We start from the raw sequence: 14,103 nt of genomic DNA, 5'->3' as shown, positions 1-14,103 counted from the left end.
CTATTAAGTATATACTATCTGCGGACGCGGACTACAAAGGCCGCGCTACACGCGCTGTTTCGTTCTGCAATTGCCGGAAATACGCCGCTGTGTGCCGCAAGCGGCTGCCATACCAGCTGAACAATTCGCCGTCAACCACCAGCACCTGCGCGTTGGAGCAAATTGCCTGGAACTCCGCCACGTGCTTTTCCTGAAACGGGTACGGCTCCGATGAAAGCAGAATCACCTGCGGAGCCGCAGCTGCCAGCTGCCCGGCGCTGATTTCGGGGTAGCGACCTAGGCCGCCGAACACGTTCCGGAAGCCTGCGCGCGGCAGCATATAATCGATGAAAGTGCCGGCAGCGGCCGCCATATAAGGCTTGCGCCAAATGAAATAGGCGGCCGAAAGGGGCTCGGCCACCGTTGGCAAAGCTTGCAGGCTGCTGTCAATTTCATTGGCCAGACGTTCGGCCCGCGCCTGCGTGCCGGTAATCAGGCCCACCTGCCGCATCATCCGCAGCGAATCACCTAGGGTAAAGATGTCACTCATCCACACGGGATATTCAGCGGCCAGCTGCTCGATGCCCTCTTGGTAGTTCTCTTCCTTATTGCCAATAATTAGATCGGGCTTCAGCTCCGCTATGTGTTCAAAGTTGAAGTTCTTGGTGCCGCCGATTACCCGAGCCTGCTGCCGCGCCTCCTGCGGGTGAATGCAAAACTTCGTCACGCCCACCACCCGCTTGCCCAGCCCTAGGTCGTAGAGCAACTCCGTTTGCGAAGGCACCAACGACACAATGCGCTGCGGCGGAAACGGCACCACCACGCGCCGGTTCATCTGGTCGGTAACCGTTAGCGGTGTTTGCACGAGCGGGGGCTGAAGCATGGGGTAAGAGGTTTTGTTTGTGCCTAAGGCTGCAAAACAAAAGCGGCCGCACCAATTGTGCGGCCGCCTGACTAAACTTTTGGGCTACTGCTTATTTAAAGTAGCGGAAATCGTGGTTGTCTTCGATGCGCAGCAGCGTTTCGTAGATCAGGTTGATAACGTTCTGCACGTCGTCGTTGTGCACGGTTTCCACGGTGGTGTGCATGTACTTCAGCGGCAGCGAAATCAGGGCCGAAGCCACGCCGGCGTTGGAGTACGCAAACGCATCGGTATCGGTGCCGGTGGCGCGGGTAGCGGCGGCGCGCTGGAACGGGATTTCCTTTTGCTGCGCCGTCTGGATAATCAGGTCGCGCAGGTTGTTCTGCACGGCCGGGCCGTAGGTAATTACCGGGCCTTTGCCGCAGTGAATATCGCCCGAGGTCTTCTTCTCGTACATCGGCGACTGCGTGTCGTGCGTCACGTCGGTAATGATGGCCACATCGGGCTTGATGCGGTGGGCAATCATTTCGGCGCCGCGCAGGCCAATTTCTTCCTGCACCGCATTCACGATGTACAAGCCGAACGGCAGCTTTTTGCCTTCCTCTTTCAGGCGGCGCGCCACTTCGGCAATCATAAAGCCGCCGATGCGGTTATCCAGCGCGCGGCCCACCAGGTACTTGTTGTTCAGCTCCATCAGCTCGTCTTCAAACGTAACCACGGAGCCCACGTGCACGCCCATTTCCTCCACTTCCTCGCGCGACGAAGCGCCGCAGTCCAGGAAAATGGTTTCAACGGTCGGGGCTTTGTCTTGCTCCACCTTGCGCACATGGATGGCCGGCCAGCCAAACACCGCCCGCACCGGGCCCTTGGCCGTGTGAATGATAACCCGCTTGGATGGGGCAATCAGGGCATCGGAGCCGCCGTTGCGGCGCAGGTAGATATAACCCTCCTTCGTGATGTAGTTTACAAACCAGCTGATTTCGTCGGCGTGGGCCTCGATTACTACTTTGTACTCGGCTTCCGGATTCACTACGCCCACCACGGTGCCGTAGGTATCCACGAAATACTCGTCGATGTAGGGCTTGATGTACTCCAGCCACAGCTTCTGGCCTTCCTTCTCGAAGCCGGTGGGAGAGGGGTTGTTTAGGTACTGATGAAGGAAGTCGAAGCTCTCTTTGCGCATATAAGAACGAATGTGGGGAAGCGATGGGAGTAGGCAGAAGTGTTGAAACGCGGCCGTCGGCGGCAGGTTTCGGGGCAAGCGCAGCGGCCGCCCTGGTAGGTCAGATAAAAATAAGCCTGTCAGGACAAAGAAGCGGTGCTATCCTTCCGAACAGCACCGCTCCCTCTCTCAATGATAACCTTTTATAGCGGAATGTTGCCGTGCTTTTTGCGCGGCAGCTGGTCCACCTTGTTTTCGAGCATCTTAAAAGCGCGAATCAGCTTCTGACGCGTCTGCGAAGGCACAATCACTTCGTCGACGAAGCCGCGGTGCGCGGCGCGGTACGGCGTGGCAAACTTGCGCTGGTAGTCGTCGACTTTCTCCTGCAGCTTGGCTTCGGGGTCTTCGGCCTGGGCAATTTCGCGCTTGAAGATGATTTCGGCTGCGCCCTTGGCGCCCATTACCGCAATTTCGGCGGTGGGCCAGGCGTAGTTCATGTCGGCCCCGATGTGCTTGGAGTTCATCACGTCGTAGGCACCGCCGTAAGCCTTGCGGGTAATTACTGTGATGCGCGGCACCGTGGCTTCGCAGAAGGCGTAGAGCAGCTTGGCGCCGTTGGTGATGATGCCGCGCCACTCCTGGTCGGTGCCGGGCAGGAAGCCCGGAACGTCTTCGAGTACCAGCAGCGGAATATTAAACGAGTCGCAGAAACGCACGAAACGCGCGGCTTTGGTCGAGGCGTTGATATCGAGCACCCCGGCCAGCACGGCCGGCTGGTTGCCCACAATGCCGATGCTGCGGCCACCTAGGCGGGCAAAACCCACCACAATGTTTTCGGCAAAGTTCTGGTGCACCTCCATAAACGAGTCCGTATCGATGATGCCGGTAATCACCTCGCGGATATCGTAGGGCTGGTTCGGGTTTTCGGGGATGATCGTGTCGAGCTCGGGGCGTAGTTCCTCGCCCTGCGGCTCGTAGGGGTAAATGGGGGCCGTATCTTCGCAGTTCTGCGGCATGTAGCTCAGCAGCTGCTTGATCTGCTGAATGCAGGCTACCTCGTTGGCCGCCGTAAAGTGCGTAACGCCGCTTTTGGTGCTGTGGGTGCTGGCACCGCCCAACTCTTCGCTGGTAACGGTTTCGTGCGTTACCGTTTTCACCACGTTGGGGCCCGTCACGAACATGTAGCTCGTGTTTTCCACCATCATGATAAAGTCGGTAATGGCCGGCGAGTACACCGCGCCGCCCGCGCACGGCCCCATAATGGCCGAAATCTGCGGTACCACGCCCGAGGCCAGCGTGTTCTTATAAAAGATGTCGGCGTAGCCACCCAGGCTCACCACGCCTTCCTGAATACGCGCCCCGCCCGAGTCGTTCAGGCCAATTACCGGCGCGCCGTTCTTCATGGCCAGGTCCATGATCTTCACAATCTTCTCGGCGTGGGTTTCGCTCAGCGAGCCGCCCAAAACCGTGAAATCCTGCGAGAACACATATACTAGGCGGCCGTTGATGGTGCCGTAGCCCGTCACCACACCGTCGCCTAGGTAGTACTCCTTATCAAGGCCAAAGTCTTTGGAGCGGTGCATCACAAACTTGCCGATTTCCTCGAACGAGCCCGGGTCCATGAGCAAGTCGAGCCGCTCGCGGGCCGTCAGCTTGCCCTTTTGGTGTTGGGCATCGATGCGGGCCTGGCCGCCGCCCAGCAGGGCTTCGGTATTCTTTTTTTCCAGTATTTCGAGTTTGCTCAGCGCGAGGTCGGCGTGCGGATCGGACATATGGTGGGAGAGGGTAGGCGGAAAGTCAGGTAAGAAAGGTTGCCAAAGGTAACCCGCGGGCACAAAAAAGCCGAACCCAGTTTTAGTGAAGTTCGGCACCAAACCTTGGATTCAGCTATTCATTGCATAGGTGTAAACTGGCACAAAATTCTCGATAGGTCTCAAGAAAACTTACGCCATTGGTTCCAACGCTTAATAGGTTGAATATAAAACGGTCGGTTGCGCAAACAGCCGGCCGTTTTGTTTCTGGTTCTTAGTCAGCTTACTCCGGCTTGCCTTCGGGAGCTTTAGGCGTTTCGGCCGGGCGCTCGTCGCAGATGAGGCCCGGACCTCGTTGCGGGCTGCTAACCATTGAGGTACTTTCTCTCCTTACGATGAGGGCCGCTGTGCTGACCTAGGAGAGTAGCACCATTGAGCTACTAACACATAAGTCAGAAAGTATATAACTTTGGCTGTTTGTTTGATTTCGAGTCGTCTCACTTCGGCACCCGAATTGTATCTTTCAATTTCTCGTCGAAGCGTACGGGCCCAGCTTAATGATTACAGTAACCAAAACGTTTCTGCCGCCGCTCGAGGAGTACCAAAAACTACTGAATGGCATTTGGGAACGGGGCTGGCTCACAAACGAAGGCCCGTTGGTAGAGCAGTTGGAGGAAGCGCTGAAGCAAGCCCTAGGGGTAAAGCATCTGCTTTTTGTGAGCAACGGCACCATTGCGTTACAATTGGCCATCAAAGCGTTGGGGCTGGAAGGCGACATTATCACAACGCCGTTTTCATACGTGGCCACGACCAGCAGCATTGTTTGGGAGGGCTGCCGGCCAGTGTTCGTGGATATTTGCCCCGATACCCTATGCTTGAACCCTGACCTGGTTGAAGCAGCAATTACTCCCACCACCCGCGCCATCCTGGCCACACACGTGTTCGGCACCCCATGCGATGTGGAGTCAATTGCCCGCATTGCCGGCCGCCACAACCTGCGCGTTATCTACGATGCCGCCCACGCATTCGGGGTAAACTACCTAGGGCACTCAGCGCTCAATTACGGCGACGTCAGTACCCTGAGCTTTCATGCCACCAAGCTTTTTCATACCGGAGAAGGTGGTGCTGTGGTAACCAACAACGATGAGTTGGCGCACAAGCTTGGTTATATGCGCAACTTCGGCCACGACGGACCAAACCAATTTATTGGCCTGGGCATCAATGCCAAAAACTCGGAGCTGCACGCCGCTATGGGGCTAAGCGTGCTGCCCTATGTGCCACAACTGATGCAGCGGCGGCAAGTTCTAGCAGCACTCTACGATGCCCTGCTCGCACCTCTGCACCTACAACAACCCATATTGCCGGCTGGGGCCGAGCCCAACTACTCGTATTACCCGGTATTGCTTCGGTCGGAGGAGCAGTTGCTGGCAGTAGTAGCCGCTCTGAACAGCAGCAATGTGTTTCCGCGCCGGTATTTTTACCCGGCCCTCACCAACCTGCCTTACCTGCAAGGCACAGCCGCCTGCCCAGTAGCCGCATCAGTAGCATCGCGCGTATTATGCCTGCCTTTGTACTACGGGTTGGCCGAGGCCGAAGTGGAGCATATTGCCCGTATTATAACCGCGGTTTGTAGCTGAGAGGGGGTATGCGCATAGCCATTATGCAGCCCTACTTGTTCCCTTACCTGGGGTACTTCCAGCTGCTGCACTGCGCCGATGCCTTTGTACTGCTCGATGATGTAGCGTTCATCAAAAGGGGCTGGATTAACCGGAACCGCATTCTGGTAAACGGCTCCGAGTACTTGTTCACTATACCCGTAGCCAGCGGCTCGCAGAACAATTTGATTCGGGATACCCACCTGCACACCGATCAAAAAATCCGACGCAAAGCACTGACAACCATTCGGCAGGCGTACAGCACAGCCCCGGGGCTGGCACAGGTCTTTCCGCTGATCGAGCAGATCCTGCTTTCGCCCGAAACAGACTTGACGACGCTGGTAAGTCATAGCCTGCACTTGATAAATGACTACGTAGCCGCGCCGGTACCCTTGCTGCGTAGTTCCGCCATCGATAAAGACAATAAGCTGAGCGGCCAGAACCGAATAATTGAAATATGCCAACGCCTAGGTGCTACGGAATACGTAAACGCCTCGGGAGGAATAGATCTTTATTCAGCTGCCGATTTCGCCAATTCCGGCATTGCCTTGCGGTTCCTTCAGCCTAACCTGCAGCCTTACCCCCAGGGTGGTAAATCGGCTTTTGTGCCTGGCTTGTCTGTAATCGATTTGCTGATGCACAACACCCCCGAGCAAGCCAAGGCCCTGTTCGGCCAAGGAACTTTGCTGTAAGACGCATTACCCGCCCCACAACCTGATAACCAAACCTGCAGCCATGAATCCATCAAATCCTGCCTACGCGCAGCACCATGTGATAGTAGCGCAATGCGAATCCTACCTGGCAACGCACGGCGACAACCACAAAGGCGTAGGCTGGCCAAACTACCACGACGCACAGCTTCGCTACCAAGTGATGCTCGAAGGCATCATGGCAGCTGCGCCGGCTGATGAACCCATACGGTTGCTCGATTTCGGCTGCGGTCCGGCACACTTCCGCCAGTTTCTGCAACAGCATGCAGGCCACATAGAGTACACGGGCCTCGACTTATCGGAAAAATACCTAGCCCTTGCCCGCCAGAAATTTCCGACCACCACTTTCCTGCAGCTCGATGTATTGAAGGAGCCGGAAGTGCTGCCTGTGTTCGATTACATTGTCCTGAACGGAATATTCACGCAGAAGTGCTCTAACAGCTTCGAGGAGATGTGGGCGTATTGCCAGAATATGCTGCGCACGTTGTGGCCCAGGGCTACAAGGGGCATAGCTTTCAATGTAATGACCAAACAGGTGGATTGGGAAAGAGAGGACCTTTTTCATATGCCCATGGACCTGCTGGCTTCGTTCTTAAAGAAAGAAATCACCCGAAATTTTGTCTTTCGGCACGATTACGGGTTGTATGAATACACTACCTACCTCTTCCGGGAGCCGAACCAGAGATAATCCGCAACCCGTGGAAAGCCGCCAGATTGGCTTTTTTGCTGCTTAATTCTTTATGAGTACACCCTTGGTGAGCGTGTGGTTGATAACCTACAACCACGAAAAGTACATCCGGCAAGCCATTGAGGGTGTGCTAATGCAGCAGACCAATTTTGCGGTGCAGTTAGTAATAGGGGAGGATTGTTCTACCGACGGCACGCGCGCCATTGTGCAGGAATACAAAGCGCAGTATCCCGATCGGATTACGCTCTATCTGCCAGAGCGTAATATGGGAATGGTTCCTATTCTGCGGCCAACGTACGCGCTCTGCACAGGCAAATACGTGGCCATGCTCGATGGCGACGATTACTGGACAGATCCGCTCAAACTGCAGAAGCAGATCGATTTAATGGAATCCGACCCTAATTGCCACGTCAGCTTCCACGCAATTCAGATTTACGATCAGAGTACGCAAGAGTATGGCGCCCCTGCTGATCCATGGTGGAGCAGCGTAGCAACCGCCTTGCATCTGCATGATTTAATCTACCTAGGGAATCCAATATTTACGCTTTCTGCCATATTTCGGCGACCTGAAGGCGAATTACCCTCGTATTATTTTGAATCTCCTTTCCCGGATCTGGCTATGTATTATTGGGTACTTGCCGAAGGAGGAACAGCTAATTTTCTGCCCGATGTAATGGGCATATACCGAATACATACGAACGGGTGCTTTTCTAGCCTGAGCTGGCTGCAAAAGCGGCGGCAATCTTTGGAGTTCTTCGAAAAAATTCGTGCGCATTTGCCGCTGCGGTACCACGAACAAATTGAGGCCGAACGACAAGTTGTTTTACGCGATTTATTTGTGGCCGCCTGCAAGCAAAAAGACGTGGTTTGGTCGCTACGGTATATGAGGCTAATTAATTGGGACAATATTCACGTGCCCGTGCCCTACAACAAACCGCAACGGCTATTGGCCTTGGGTTTGAAGAAACTGGCATCAGCTAAAAGGAGAAAAGGCGGCAGGTTACCTAATCAATAGCCACAAACAAAACGGCCGGCTGCGCAAGCAGCCGGCCGTTTTGTTGCTAACGCTAGGTCAGCTTACTCCGTCTTGCCTTCAGGAGCTTCCGGCGTTTCGGCCGGGCGCTCGTCGCTGGCTAGTTGTGGCGCTTCGTCGCTCTTGTACGAGCTGAAGAGAAGCTCCTCTTTGCCTTCCTCGTGGTCGGCTTTGATGACGTCGCCTTGCGTGAGCTGTGCCTTCAGGATTTCCTCCGCAATCGGGTCTTCGATGTACTTCTGGATAGCCCGGTTCAGCGGACGCGCACCGTACTTCGGATCGTAGCCTTTCTCCGCCACGAAGTTCTTCGCGGCTTCGGTCAGCTCGATGCGGTAGCCCAGGGCTTGTACGCGCTGGCGCAGCTTGGCAAGCGAGATGTCGATGATCTTGAAGATATCTTCCTTCTGCAGGCCATTGAACACAATCACGTCGTCGAGGCGGTTCAGGAATTCCGGCGCGAAGGTCTTGCGCAGTGCGCTGGCAATGGTGCCCTTCATCAACTCGTCCATGTTTTCCTGGCGGGCCTTGGTGCCGAAGCCGATACCCACACCGAAGTCAGCCAAATCACGGGCCCCGATGTTCGAGGTCATGATGATGATGGTGTTGCGGAAATCGACTTTGCGACCTAGGCCGTCGGTCAGGATACCGTCGTCGAGCACCTGCAGCAGCAGGTTGTACACGTCGGGGTGCGCCTTTTCAATTTCGTCGAGCAGGATTACCGAGTACGGCTTGCGGCGGATTTTCTCCGTCAGCTGGCCGCCTTCTTCGTAACCCACGTAGCCGGGAGGCGCGCCCACCAGGCGCGATACGCTGAATTTCTCCATGTACTCCGACATATCGATGCGCACCAGCGCATCTTCTTTGTCGAAGAGGTAAGTAGCCAGCACCTTGGCCAGCTCCGTCTTACCTACGCCGGTCGGACCTAGGAACACGAACGAGCCGATGGGCTTCTTCGGGTCCTTCAGACCTACGCGGGTACGCTGAATGGCCTTCACGAGCTGGGCAATGGCTTTGTCCTGGCCAATTACTTTGCCTTTCAGCTCTTCGCCCATCTTCAGCAGCTTCTCGCCTTCGTTCTGGGCTACGCGGCTCACCGGAATGCCGGTCATCATGGCAATAACTTCTGCCACGTTTTCCTCCTTCACGGTGTAGCGCTTCTTCTTGGTTTCTTCTTCCCAGTTGCGCTTCGCGGTGTCGAGCTGTTCGATGAGCTTCTTCTCCTTGTCGCGGAGCTGAGCGGCTTCTTCGTACTTCTGCGACTTCACCACGCGGTTCTTCTCCACCTTGATGTTCTCGATGCTTTCTTCGAGCTTCAGGATGTCTTCGGGAACCACGATGTTGTTGATGTGCACGCGCGCACCGGCCTCGTCAAGGATGTCGATGGCCTTATCGGGCAGGAAGCGGTCCGACATGTAGCGGTCCGAGAGCTTCACGCACGCCTCAATGGCCTTGTCAGTGTACACCACGTGGTGGTGGTCCTGGTACTTGTCCTTGATGTTGTGCAGAATCTCAATGGTTTCCTCGGGCGTGGTGGGGTCCACCATTACCATCTGGAAACGACGGGCCAGGGCGCCGTCTTTCTCGATGTACTGACGGTACTCATCGAGGGTGGTAGCACCGATGCATTGGATTTCGCCGCGGGCCAAAGCCGGCTTGAACATGTTCGAGGCGTCGAGCGAACCCGAGGCACCGCCGGCGCCCACAATGGTATGCAGCTCGTCGATAAACAGGATAACGTCGGGCGACTTCTCCAGCTCGTTCATCACGGCCTTCATGCGCTCCTCAAACTGGCCGCGGTACTTGGTACCGGCCACCAGCGAGGCGAGGTCGAGCGTAACGACGCGCTTGTTGAAAAGCACGCGCGATACTTTCTTCTGCACGATGCGCAGGGCAAGGCCTTCGGCAATAGCCGTTTTACCCACGCCCGGCTCGCCGATCAGGATCGGGTTGTTCTTTTTGCGGCGCGACAGAATTTGGGCTACGCGCTCAATTTCCTTTTCGCGGCCCACAATGGGGTCGAGTTTATCGTCTTCGGCCAGCTTGGTCAGGTCGCGGCCGAAATTGTCGAGCACCGGCGTGCGCGACTTTTCACCCGGCTTTTTGGCCGCGGCCGAGCCCGACGATTTGGACGAGCCAAACAGTTTGTCGTTGTCGTCGTCGTCGGTGTCCGAAGGGCCCGAGGTGGGGTTGTGGCTGGTGTTACCGTGGTAATCCAGCGAGTCGCGTACGGCTTCGTAGTTCACGTTAAACTTGCTCAGGATTTGGGAAGATATGTTGTCTTCATCGCGCAGAATCGAGAGTAGCAGGTGCTCGGTACCGATGATTTCGCTCTTGAAGATTTTGGCTTCGAGATACGTAATCTTCAGAACCTTCTCCGTCTGCTTCGTCAGCGGGATGCTACCCGTTATACTGATACCTTGGGTCGCAGTGTTACGTGTGGCTTGTTCGAGAGCGTATTTCAGCTCCTCTACGGATACGCCGAGCTTCTTCAACAGAGCAATGGCAGTACCCTCGCCCTCCCGAATCATACCCAGCAACAGGTGCTCGGTGCCTATATAGTCGTGGCCAAGTCGGATGGCTTCTTCCCGACTCAGGGAGATAACCTCCTTGACTCTATTTGAGAATTTCGCTTCCATGCAGATAAGGTGAGAAAGAATCCGGACGTGTACAAAACTTGTATCGCCGGATGCAAATACTTAAACCGGCTATTAGGGCAGAAGGTTCGCCGCCGGCGAGGAGGCTGGCACAAGGTAAGTGCCGGCCGCCGGACCCGCTGCAAACAGCAGATCCAGCACGCTTAGGCCAGGTACAAACTCCGCACCAAAGCACTGCCGGTAAGGCCGCTGCAGCCCCGCGCCTGACGGGCTGTCAGGCAGCTGCTTCGGGCTCAGCCAATCCCGCCGGTCGAGCACAGGTTCGGCCGGGTAGCGGGCGTGCCACTCGGTGGTGTACTCAACAGGGAGGGGTAAACGCAGGCACCGCAGCAGCAAGCGCAGCAGGGCCAGGTTCAGGTCAAAGAGCCTGTCTGGTTTACTTACGTAGATGTCGTGCAAATAGTCGGCATAGTACTCAAAATAAGAGCTGCCGCCGTACGCCGTTTGCAAGGTGCGCCAGTGGCGGTGAATCCAGTTCTGGCGGTAATCTATTTCGAGCGCGTCGATGCGAACCTTCTCGGAGCGGTTGCCATCGATTACCGGCACCGTAAGCGGCTGCACGCCTTGGGCCGTGAGTACCAGGCAGCGGTTGCGGTACGTTTGCTTGTGGTAATTTTCGTGCCGCTCCAGCAACAGCGAATCGGCCGTGAGTAGTTCGGCAAAAAAAGCGGCCGGCGGGCAGTAGGGCAGCTCAAACAATACGGCTGGCATGGCAGGAGAAAAGCGGCGTTACCTAGGAAAGAGGCGAAAGTACTACCCGAAGGTTGCTGCCCGAATTGGCACTACGGCCGACTTTTTGCGTTGTAGCGCCATATCATTCATCTACGTTGCCTGTTTGCCCATGCGTTTTCGTTTGCTGATGCCGCTTTTGCTGGTGCTGCTTGCTGTGGCCGCCCGCGCCGCTACGCCCACGCTGCTGCTCGATGTGGCCCGATTTAAAACCCTAGGTGCCAACACCTACGAGGTAGAAGTGTATGCCACCGTGCCCGGCAATGGCCTTACGTACATGCGCCGCGCCCCGGGTAGCTTTCAGGCCGCCGCCGCGGTTACGCTGCAGGTGCTGCGGGCCGACGGCAAGCCTGCCCATACCGAAACCGTTACGCTAAAGCCGCCCGTTATCAGCGACACCACCGCCGCGCTTAAAAACCCGCAGAGCTTTCTGAAGCGCCTAACGTTGCCGGCCGGGCAGTACACCCTGCGGGCCGAGCTGCGCGACCAATACCGCAAAGCCGCCCCCACGGTGGTGGAGCGGCCCTTGGTGCTCAACTACCCGGCCACGACCCCCGTGCTCAGCGACATTGCGTTTTTGAGCAAGCCGGCCAGCCAAACCACCGCGCAAACCAACTTTACGCGCGGCGGCTACCTGCTTACGCGCACGCCGGCCGGCAACTACGGCCGCGGCGCCGATCAGCTGTACTTCTACCTTGAACTCTACAACGCCACGCCCGGCCAGGCCCTCAAGCTGCACTACCACGTGGAGTCGGCCGAGGGGTTTGCGGCCGATGCCGATGCGCCCCTGGGTACTGCCAAGGCGGGCAGGCCCACAGCCGTGGCCGGCGAGCTGCCCCTAGGTGGCCTGAGCGCCTTGGGCATCAACACCGATGGCGAGTACACGCTTACGGTTGAGGTGCGCAACGCCGCCAACAAAGTGCTGGCCGCGCGTTCGGCTAAGTTCAACCGTAGCAGCGCCGAATACGCGCCCGGTGGTGCATCTTTGCCCCGATGAATCACCCGAAGCCCACGCGCCGCGATTTTGCGTGGTATTACCTCCCGCTTGAGTGGCTGCTCCTAGGTCTGTCGAGCTTGCCGATGCCGGTGCTCTACCTGGTGGCCGATTTTTTTTACGTGCTGATGCGCTACGTGCTGCGCTACCGCCACCGCGTGGTGTTCGGCAACATCCGCAACTCGTTCCCGGATAAGTCGGAGGCTTGGGTGCGCAACACCGCCCACGGCTTTTACCGCCACTTTGCCGATACCATCGTCGAGATTCTGAAGATGGCCACCATCAGCCACGCCGAGTTTAACCGGCGCGTGGTGGTAACCAACCCCGAGCTCGGCGACGCCTACTTTGCCAAAGGCCGCACCATCATGACGCTGGGCTCGCACCACGGCAACTGGGAGTGGATAGCCCCAGCCGGCGCCCAGCGCTGGCCGGGCAAGGTGGATGGCGTGTACAAGCCCCTGAGCAACCCGTTTTTCGACTACTTCATTTTCCGGCTGCGCACGCGCCTGGGTACCGGCCTTATTCCGATGCGCGAAACCCTGCGCGACATGGAAGCCAATCGGGGAAAGGTTCGCTCCCTGTGCATGCTCTCCGACCAGTGCCCGCCCAAAAGCAAGTACGCCTACTGGACGCGCACGCTCAACCAGGACACGGCCTTCTTCACCGGCTCCGACCGCCTGGCCGTGCAGTACAACTGCCCGGTGCTGTACGCCAGCATCCGGAAGGTGCGCCGCGGCTACTGCACCATCACCCTGGAGGAAATCTACGACGGCTCCTCGGAGCTGAATTTGGCCGAGCACCCCATCACCGAGGCTTTTGCCCGCCGCATCGAGCGCGACATTGTAGAACGACCCTCGGAGTACCTTTGGTCGCACCGCCGCTGGAAACTTCAGAAGAGTTAATGAGTTGGGGAGTTTTGAGTTTAAGAGTTGGGTAGGGGAGGAGTTGATACGTTTATCACTTCCTAACTCAAACCCCATTAACTCCTAAACTCAAAACTCCCCAACTCATTAACTACAAATACTGTTCGATGTCGCCGGCGCCCTGGCGCACTACTTCGTAGTCCTCGGTGGTACAGTCGACTACGGTGCTGGCTACGTTGTTGCCGAAGCCGCCGTCGATAACCAAATCCACCAGCGGGCGGTACTTCTCGTAAATCAGCTCGGGGTCGGTGCTGTACTCGATGATGCTGTCGTCGTCGTGAATGGACGTCGACACGATGGGGTTGCCCAGCTCCCGCACCAAGGCCATGGCAATGGCATTGTCGGGAATGCGGATGCCCACGGTTTTGCGCTTCACGCCGCCGTATTTGGGCGCCTTGGCACTGGCTTCGAAAATAAAGGTAAACGGCCCGGGCAGCGCTTTTTTCAGCAGCTTGTAGGTGGGCGTGGTAATGCCGTTGGCGTAGTCGCTGATGTGCGACAAATCGGAGCAGATAAACGAAAGGTTGGCTTTGTCGGGCTTCAGGCCCCGAATGCGGCACAGTTTCTCCACGGCCCGTTGGTTGGTGATGTCGCAGCCAAGCCCGTAAATGGTATCGGTGGGGTAAATGATAACACCGCCTTGGCGCAGCACCTGTACAGCTTGCTGAATTTTGTTGAGGGGCGGATTGTCGGGGTGAATACGCAGCAGGGTAGCAGCCATGGCAGGTCGTGAGCGTTAGTGAAGGGAAAGGCGGCTTAGTTACACAATACCCGTATGACGCGCAAGCGGGCAGCGGAGTTGTGTTTTCCTAGGGCGGTGCCGAAACAAGCACCCTAAGCAGCCCGCATCGGCAGGCCGTTGGCTGCCATTGCCAACCCGACCTAGGGCCGCAGCGGGGCCCATGGCAAGCACGATGCACCGGTACCGAGGCGCCGGCGGCCGGGCCCGGGGCCAAAGCACAT

12 protein-coding genes are annotated in these 14,103 nt (G+C 57.0%); 6 read left to right on the top strand and 6 right to left on the bottom strand.

Translation table 11 applies throughout. The features are described 5' to 3' along the window. Positions 1-31 precede the first annotated feature (31 nt). The 3 genes from OIS50_RS09810 to OIS50_RS09800 form a co-directional block, all read right to left on the bottom strand. A complete protein-coding gene (locus tag OIS50_RS09810; RefSeq protein ID WP_264690462.1) occupies positions 32-862 on the bottom strand; it encodes an ABC transporter substrate-binding protein in 831 nt (276 codons plus the stop codon). A gap of 91 nt (positions 863-953) precedes the next feature. After that, complete coding sequence (locus OIS50_RS09805; protein ID WP_264690461.1) at positions 954-2,024, bottom strand: M42 family metallopeptidase; 1,071 nt, start codon at positions 2,022-2,024, stop codon at positions 954-956. Between the two features lie 182 nt (positions 2,025-2,206). Continuing rightward, positions 2,207-3,775, bottom strand: coding sequence for an acyl-CoA carboxylase subunit beta (locus OIS50_RS09800; RefSeq protein ID WP_264690460.1), 1,569 nt, complete (start codon positions 3,773-3,775; stop codon positions 2,207-2,209). 536 nt (positions 3,776-4,311) lie between these two features. Between OIS50_RS09800 and OIS50_RS09795 the strand changes: the two genes are divergently transcribed. The 4 genes from OIS50_RS09795 to OIS50_RS09780 are packed head-to-tail and all read left to right on the top strand — an operon-like array spanning position 4,312 to position 7,822. Then, positions 4,312-5,391 carry a DegT/DnrJ/EryC1/StrS family aminotransferase gene (locus OIS50_RS09795; RefSeq protein ID WP_264690459.1) on the top strand — a complete coding sequence of 360 codons (1,080 nt, stop codon included), beginning with the start codon at positions 4,312-4,314 and terminating at the stop codon, positions 5,389-5,391. A gap of 8 nt (positions 5,392-5,399) precedes the next feature. Further along, positions 5,400-6,101: a WbqC family protein gene (locus tag OIS50_RS09790; RefSeq protein ID WP_264690458.1), complete on the top strand. Its 702-nt coding sequence runs from the start codon at positions 5,400-5,402 to the stop codon at positions 6,099-6,101. Between the two features lie 43 nt (positions 6,102-6,144). Then, positions 6,145-6,807, top strand: coding sequence for a methyltransferase domain-containing protein (locus tag OIS50_RS09785; RefSeq protein ID WP_264690457.1), 663 nt, complete (start codon positions 6,145-6,147; stop codon positions 6,805-6,807). 52 nt (positions 6,808-6,859) lie between these two features. Next, positions 6,860-7,822, top strand: coding sequence for a glycosyltransferase family 2 protein (locus tag OIS50_RS09780; protein WP_264690456.1), 963 nt, complete (start codon positions 6,860-6,862; stop codon positions 7,820-7,822). 62 nt (positions 7,823-7,884) lie between these two features. On the opposite strand, the gene OIS50_RS09775 is transcribed toward OIS50_RS09780, so the two are convergent. Both OIS50_RS09775 and OIS50_RS09770 read right to left on the bottom strand, forming a co-directional pair. Continuing rightward, complete coding sequence (locus OIS50_RS09775) at positions 7,885-10,476, bottom strand: ATP-dependent Clp protease ATP-binding subunit (protein WP_264690455.1); 2,592 nt, start codon at positions 10,474-10,476, stop codon at positions 7,885-7,887. Positions 10,477-10,548: 72 nt separating this feature from the next. After that, a complete protein-coding gene (locus OIS50_RS09770) occupies positions 10,549-11,205 on the bottom strand; it encodes a WbqC family protein (RefSeq protein ID WP_264690454.1) in 657 nt (218 codons plus the stop codon). Positions 11,206-11,335: 130 nt separating this feature from the next. Here OIS50_RS09770 and OIS50_RS09765 point away from each other — a divergent pair, with 130 nt between their 5' ends. Both OIS50_RS09765 and OIS50_RS09760 read left to right on the top strand, forming a co-directional pair. Further along, the gene (locus OIS50_RS09765; protein WP_264690453.1) at positions 11,336-12,220 is read left to right on the top strand and encodes a hypothetical protein; all 885 of its coding nucleotides are present in this window, start codon (positions 11,336-11,338) and stop codon (positions 12,218-12,220) included. After that, on the top strand, positions 12,217-13,119 hold the full coding sequence (locus tag OIS50_RS09760; RefSeq protein WP_264690452.1) for a lysophospholipid acyltransferase family protein: 903 nt from the start codon (positions 12,217-12,219) through the stop codon (positions 13,117-13,119). The genes OIS50_RS09765 and OIS50_RS09760 overlap by 4 nt, the downstream gene beginning before the upstream one ends. A gap of 112 nt (positions 13,120-13,231) precedes the next feature. On the opposite strand, the gene OIS50_RS09755 is transcribed toward OIS50_RS09760, so the two are convergent. Then, a complete protein-coding gene (locus OIS50_RS09755; protein WP_264690451.1) occupies positions 13,232-13,861 on the bottom strand; it encodes an L-threonylcarbamoyladenylate synthase in 630 nt (209 codons plus the stop codon). Positions 13,862-14,103 lie beyond the last annotated feature (242 nt).

The sequence above is a fragment of the Hymenobacter sp. YIM 151858-1 genome (assembly GCF_025979705.1).
In the GTDB taxonomy this organism is placed as follows: Bacteria; Bacteroidota; Bacteroidia; order Cytophagales; family Hymenobacteraceae; genus Solirubrum.
Note: the sequence above shows the minus strand (reverse complement) of the source record. Positions and strands in the feature narration are given on the sequence as shown.

What these genes read in the sequence shown, in the direction of transcription:
- OIS50_RS09805 (WP_264690461.1), bottom strand. Translation starts at nt 2,024, where the DNA reads ATGCGCAAAGAGAGCTTCGACTTCCTTCATCAGTACCTAAACAACCCC.
- OIS50_RS09765 (WP_264690453.1), top strand. Translation starts at nt 11,336, where the DNA reads ATGCGTTTTCGTTTGCTGATGCCGCTTTTGCTGGTGCTGCTTGCTGTG.
- OIS50_RS09775 (WP_264690455.1), bottom strand. Translation starts at nt 10,476, where the DNA reads ATGGAAGCGAAATTCTCAAATAGAGTCAAGGAGGTTATCTCCCTGAGT.
- OIS50_RS09790 (WP_264690458.1), top strand. Translation starts at nt 5,400, where the DNA reads ATGCGCATAGCCATTATGCAGCCCTACTTGTTCCCTTACCTGGGGTAC.
- OIS50_RS09810 (WP_264690462.1), bottom strand. Translation starts at nt 862, where the DNA reads ATGCTTCAGCCCCCGCTCGTGCAAACACCGCTAACGGTTACCGACCAG.
- OIS50_RS09785 (WP_264690457.1), top strand. Translation starts at nt 6,145, where the DNA reads ATGAATCCATCAAATCCTGCCTACGCGCAGCACCATGTGATAGTAGCG.
- OIS50_RS09780 (WP_264690456.1), top strand. Translation starts at nt 6,860, where the DNA reads ATGAGTACACCCTTGGTGAGCGTGTGGTTGATAACCTACAACCACGAA.
- OIS50_RS09770 (WP_264690454.1), bottom strand. Translation starts at nt 11,205, where the DNA reads ATGCCAGCCGTATTGTTTGAGCTGCCCTACTGCCCGCCGGCCGCTTTT.
- OIS50_RS09755 (WP_264690451.1), bottom strand. Translation starts at nt 13,861, where the DNA reads ATGGCTGCTACCCTGCTGCGTATTCACCCCGACAATCCGCCCCTCAAC.
- OIS50_RS09795 (WP_264690459.1), top strand. Translation starts at nt 4,312, where the DNA reads ATGATTACAGTAACCAAAACGTTTCTGCCGCCGCTCGAGGAGTACCAA.
- OIS50_RS09800 (WP_264690460.1), bottom strand. Translation starts at nt 3,775, where the DNA reads ATGTCCGATCCGCACGCCGACCTCGCGCTGAGCAAACTCGAAATACTG.
- OIS50_RS09760 (WP_264690452.1), top strand. Translation starts at nt 12,217, where the DNA reads ATGAATCACCCGAAGCCCACGCGCCGCGATTTTGCGTGGTATTACCTC.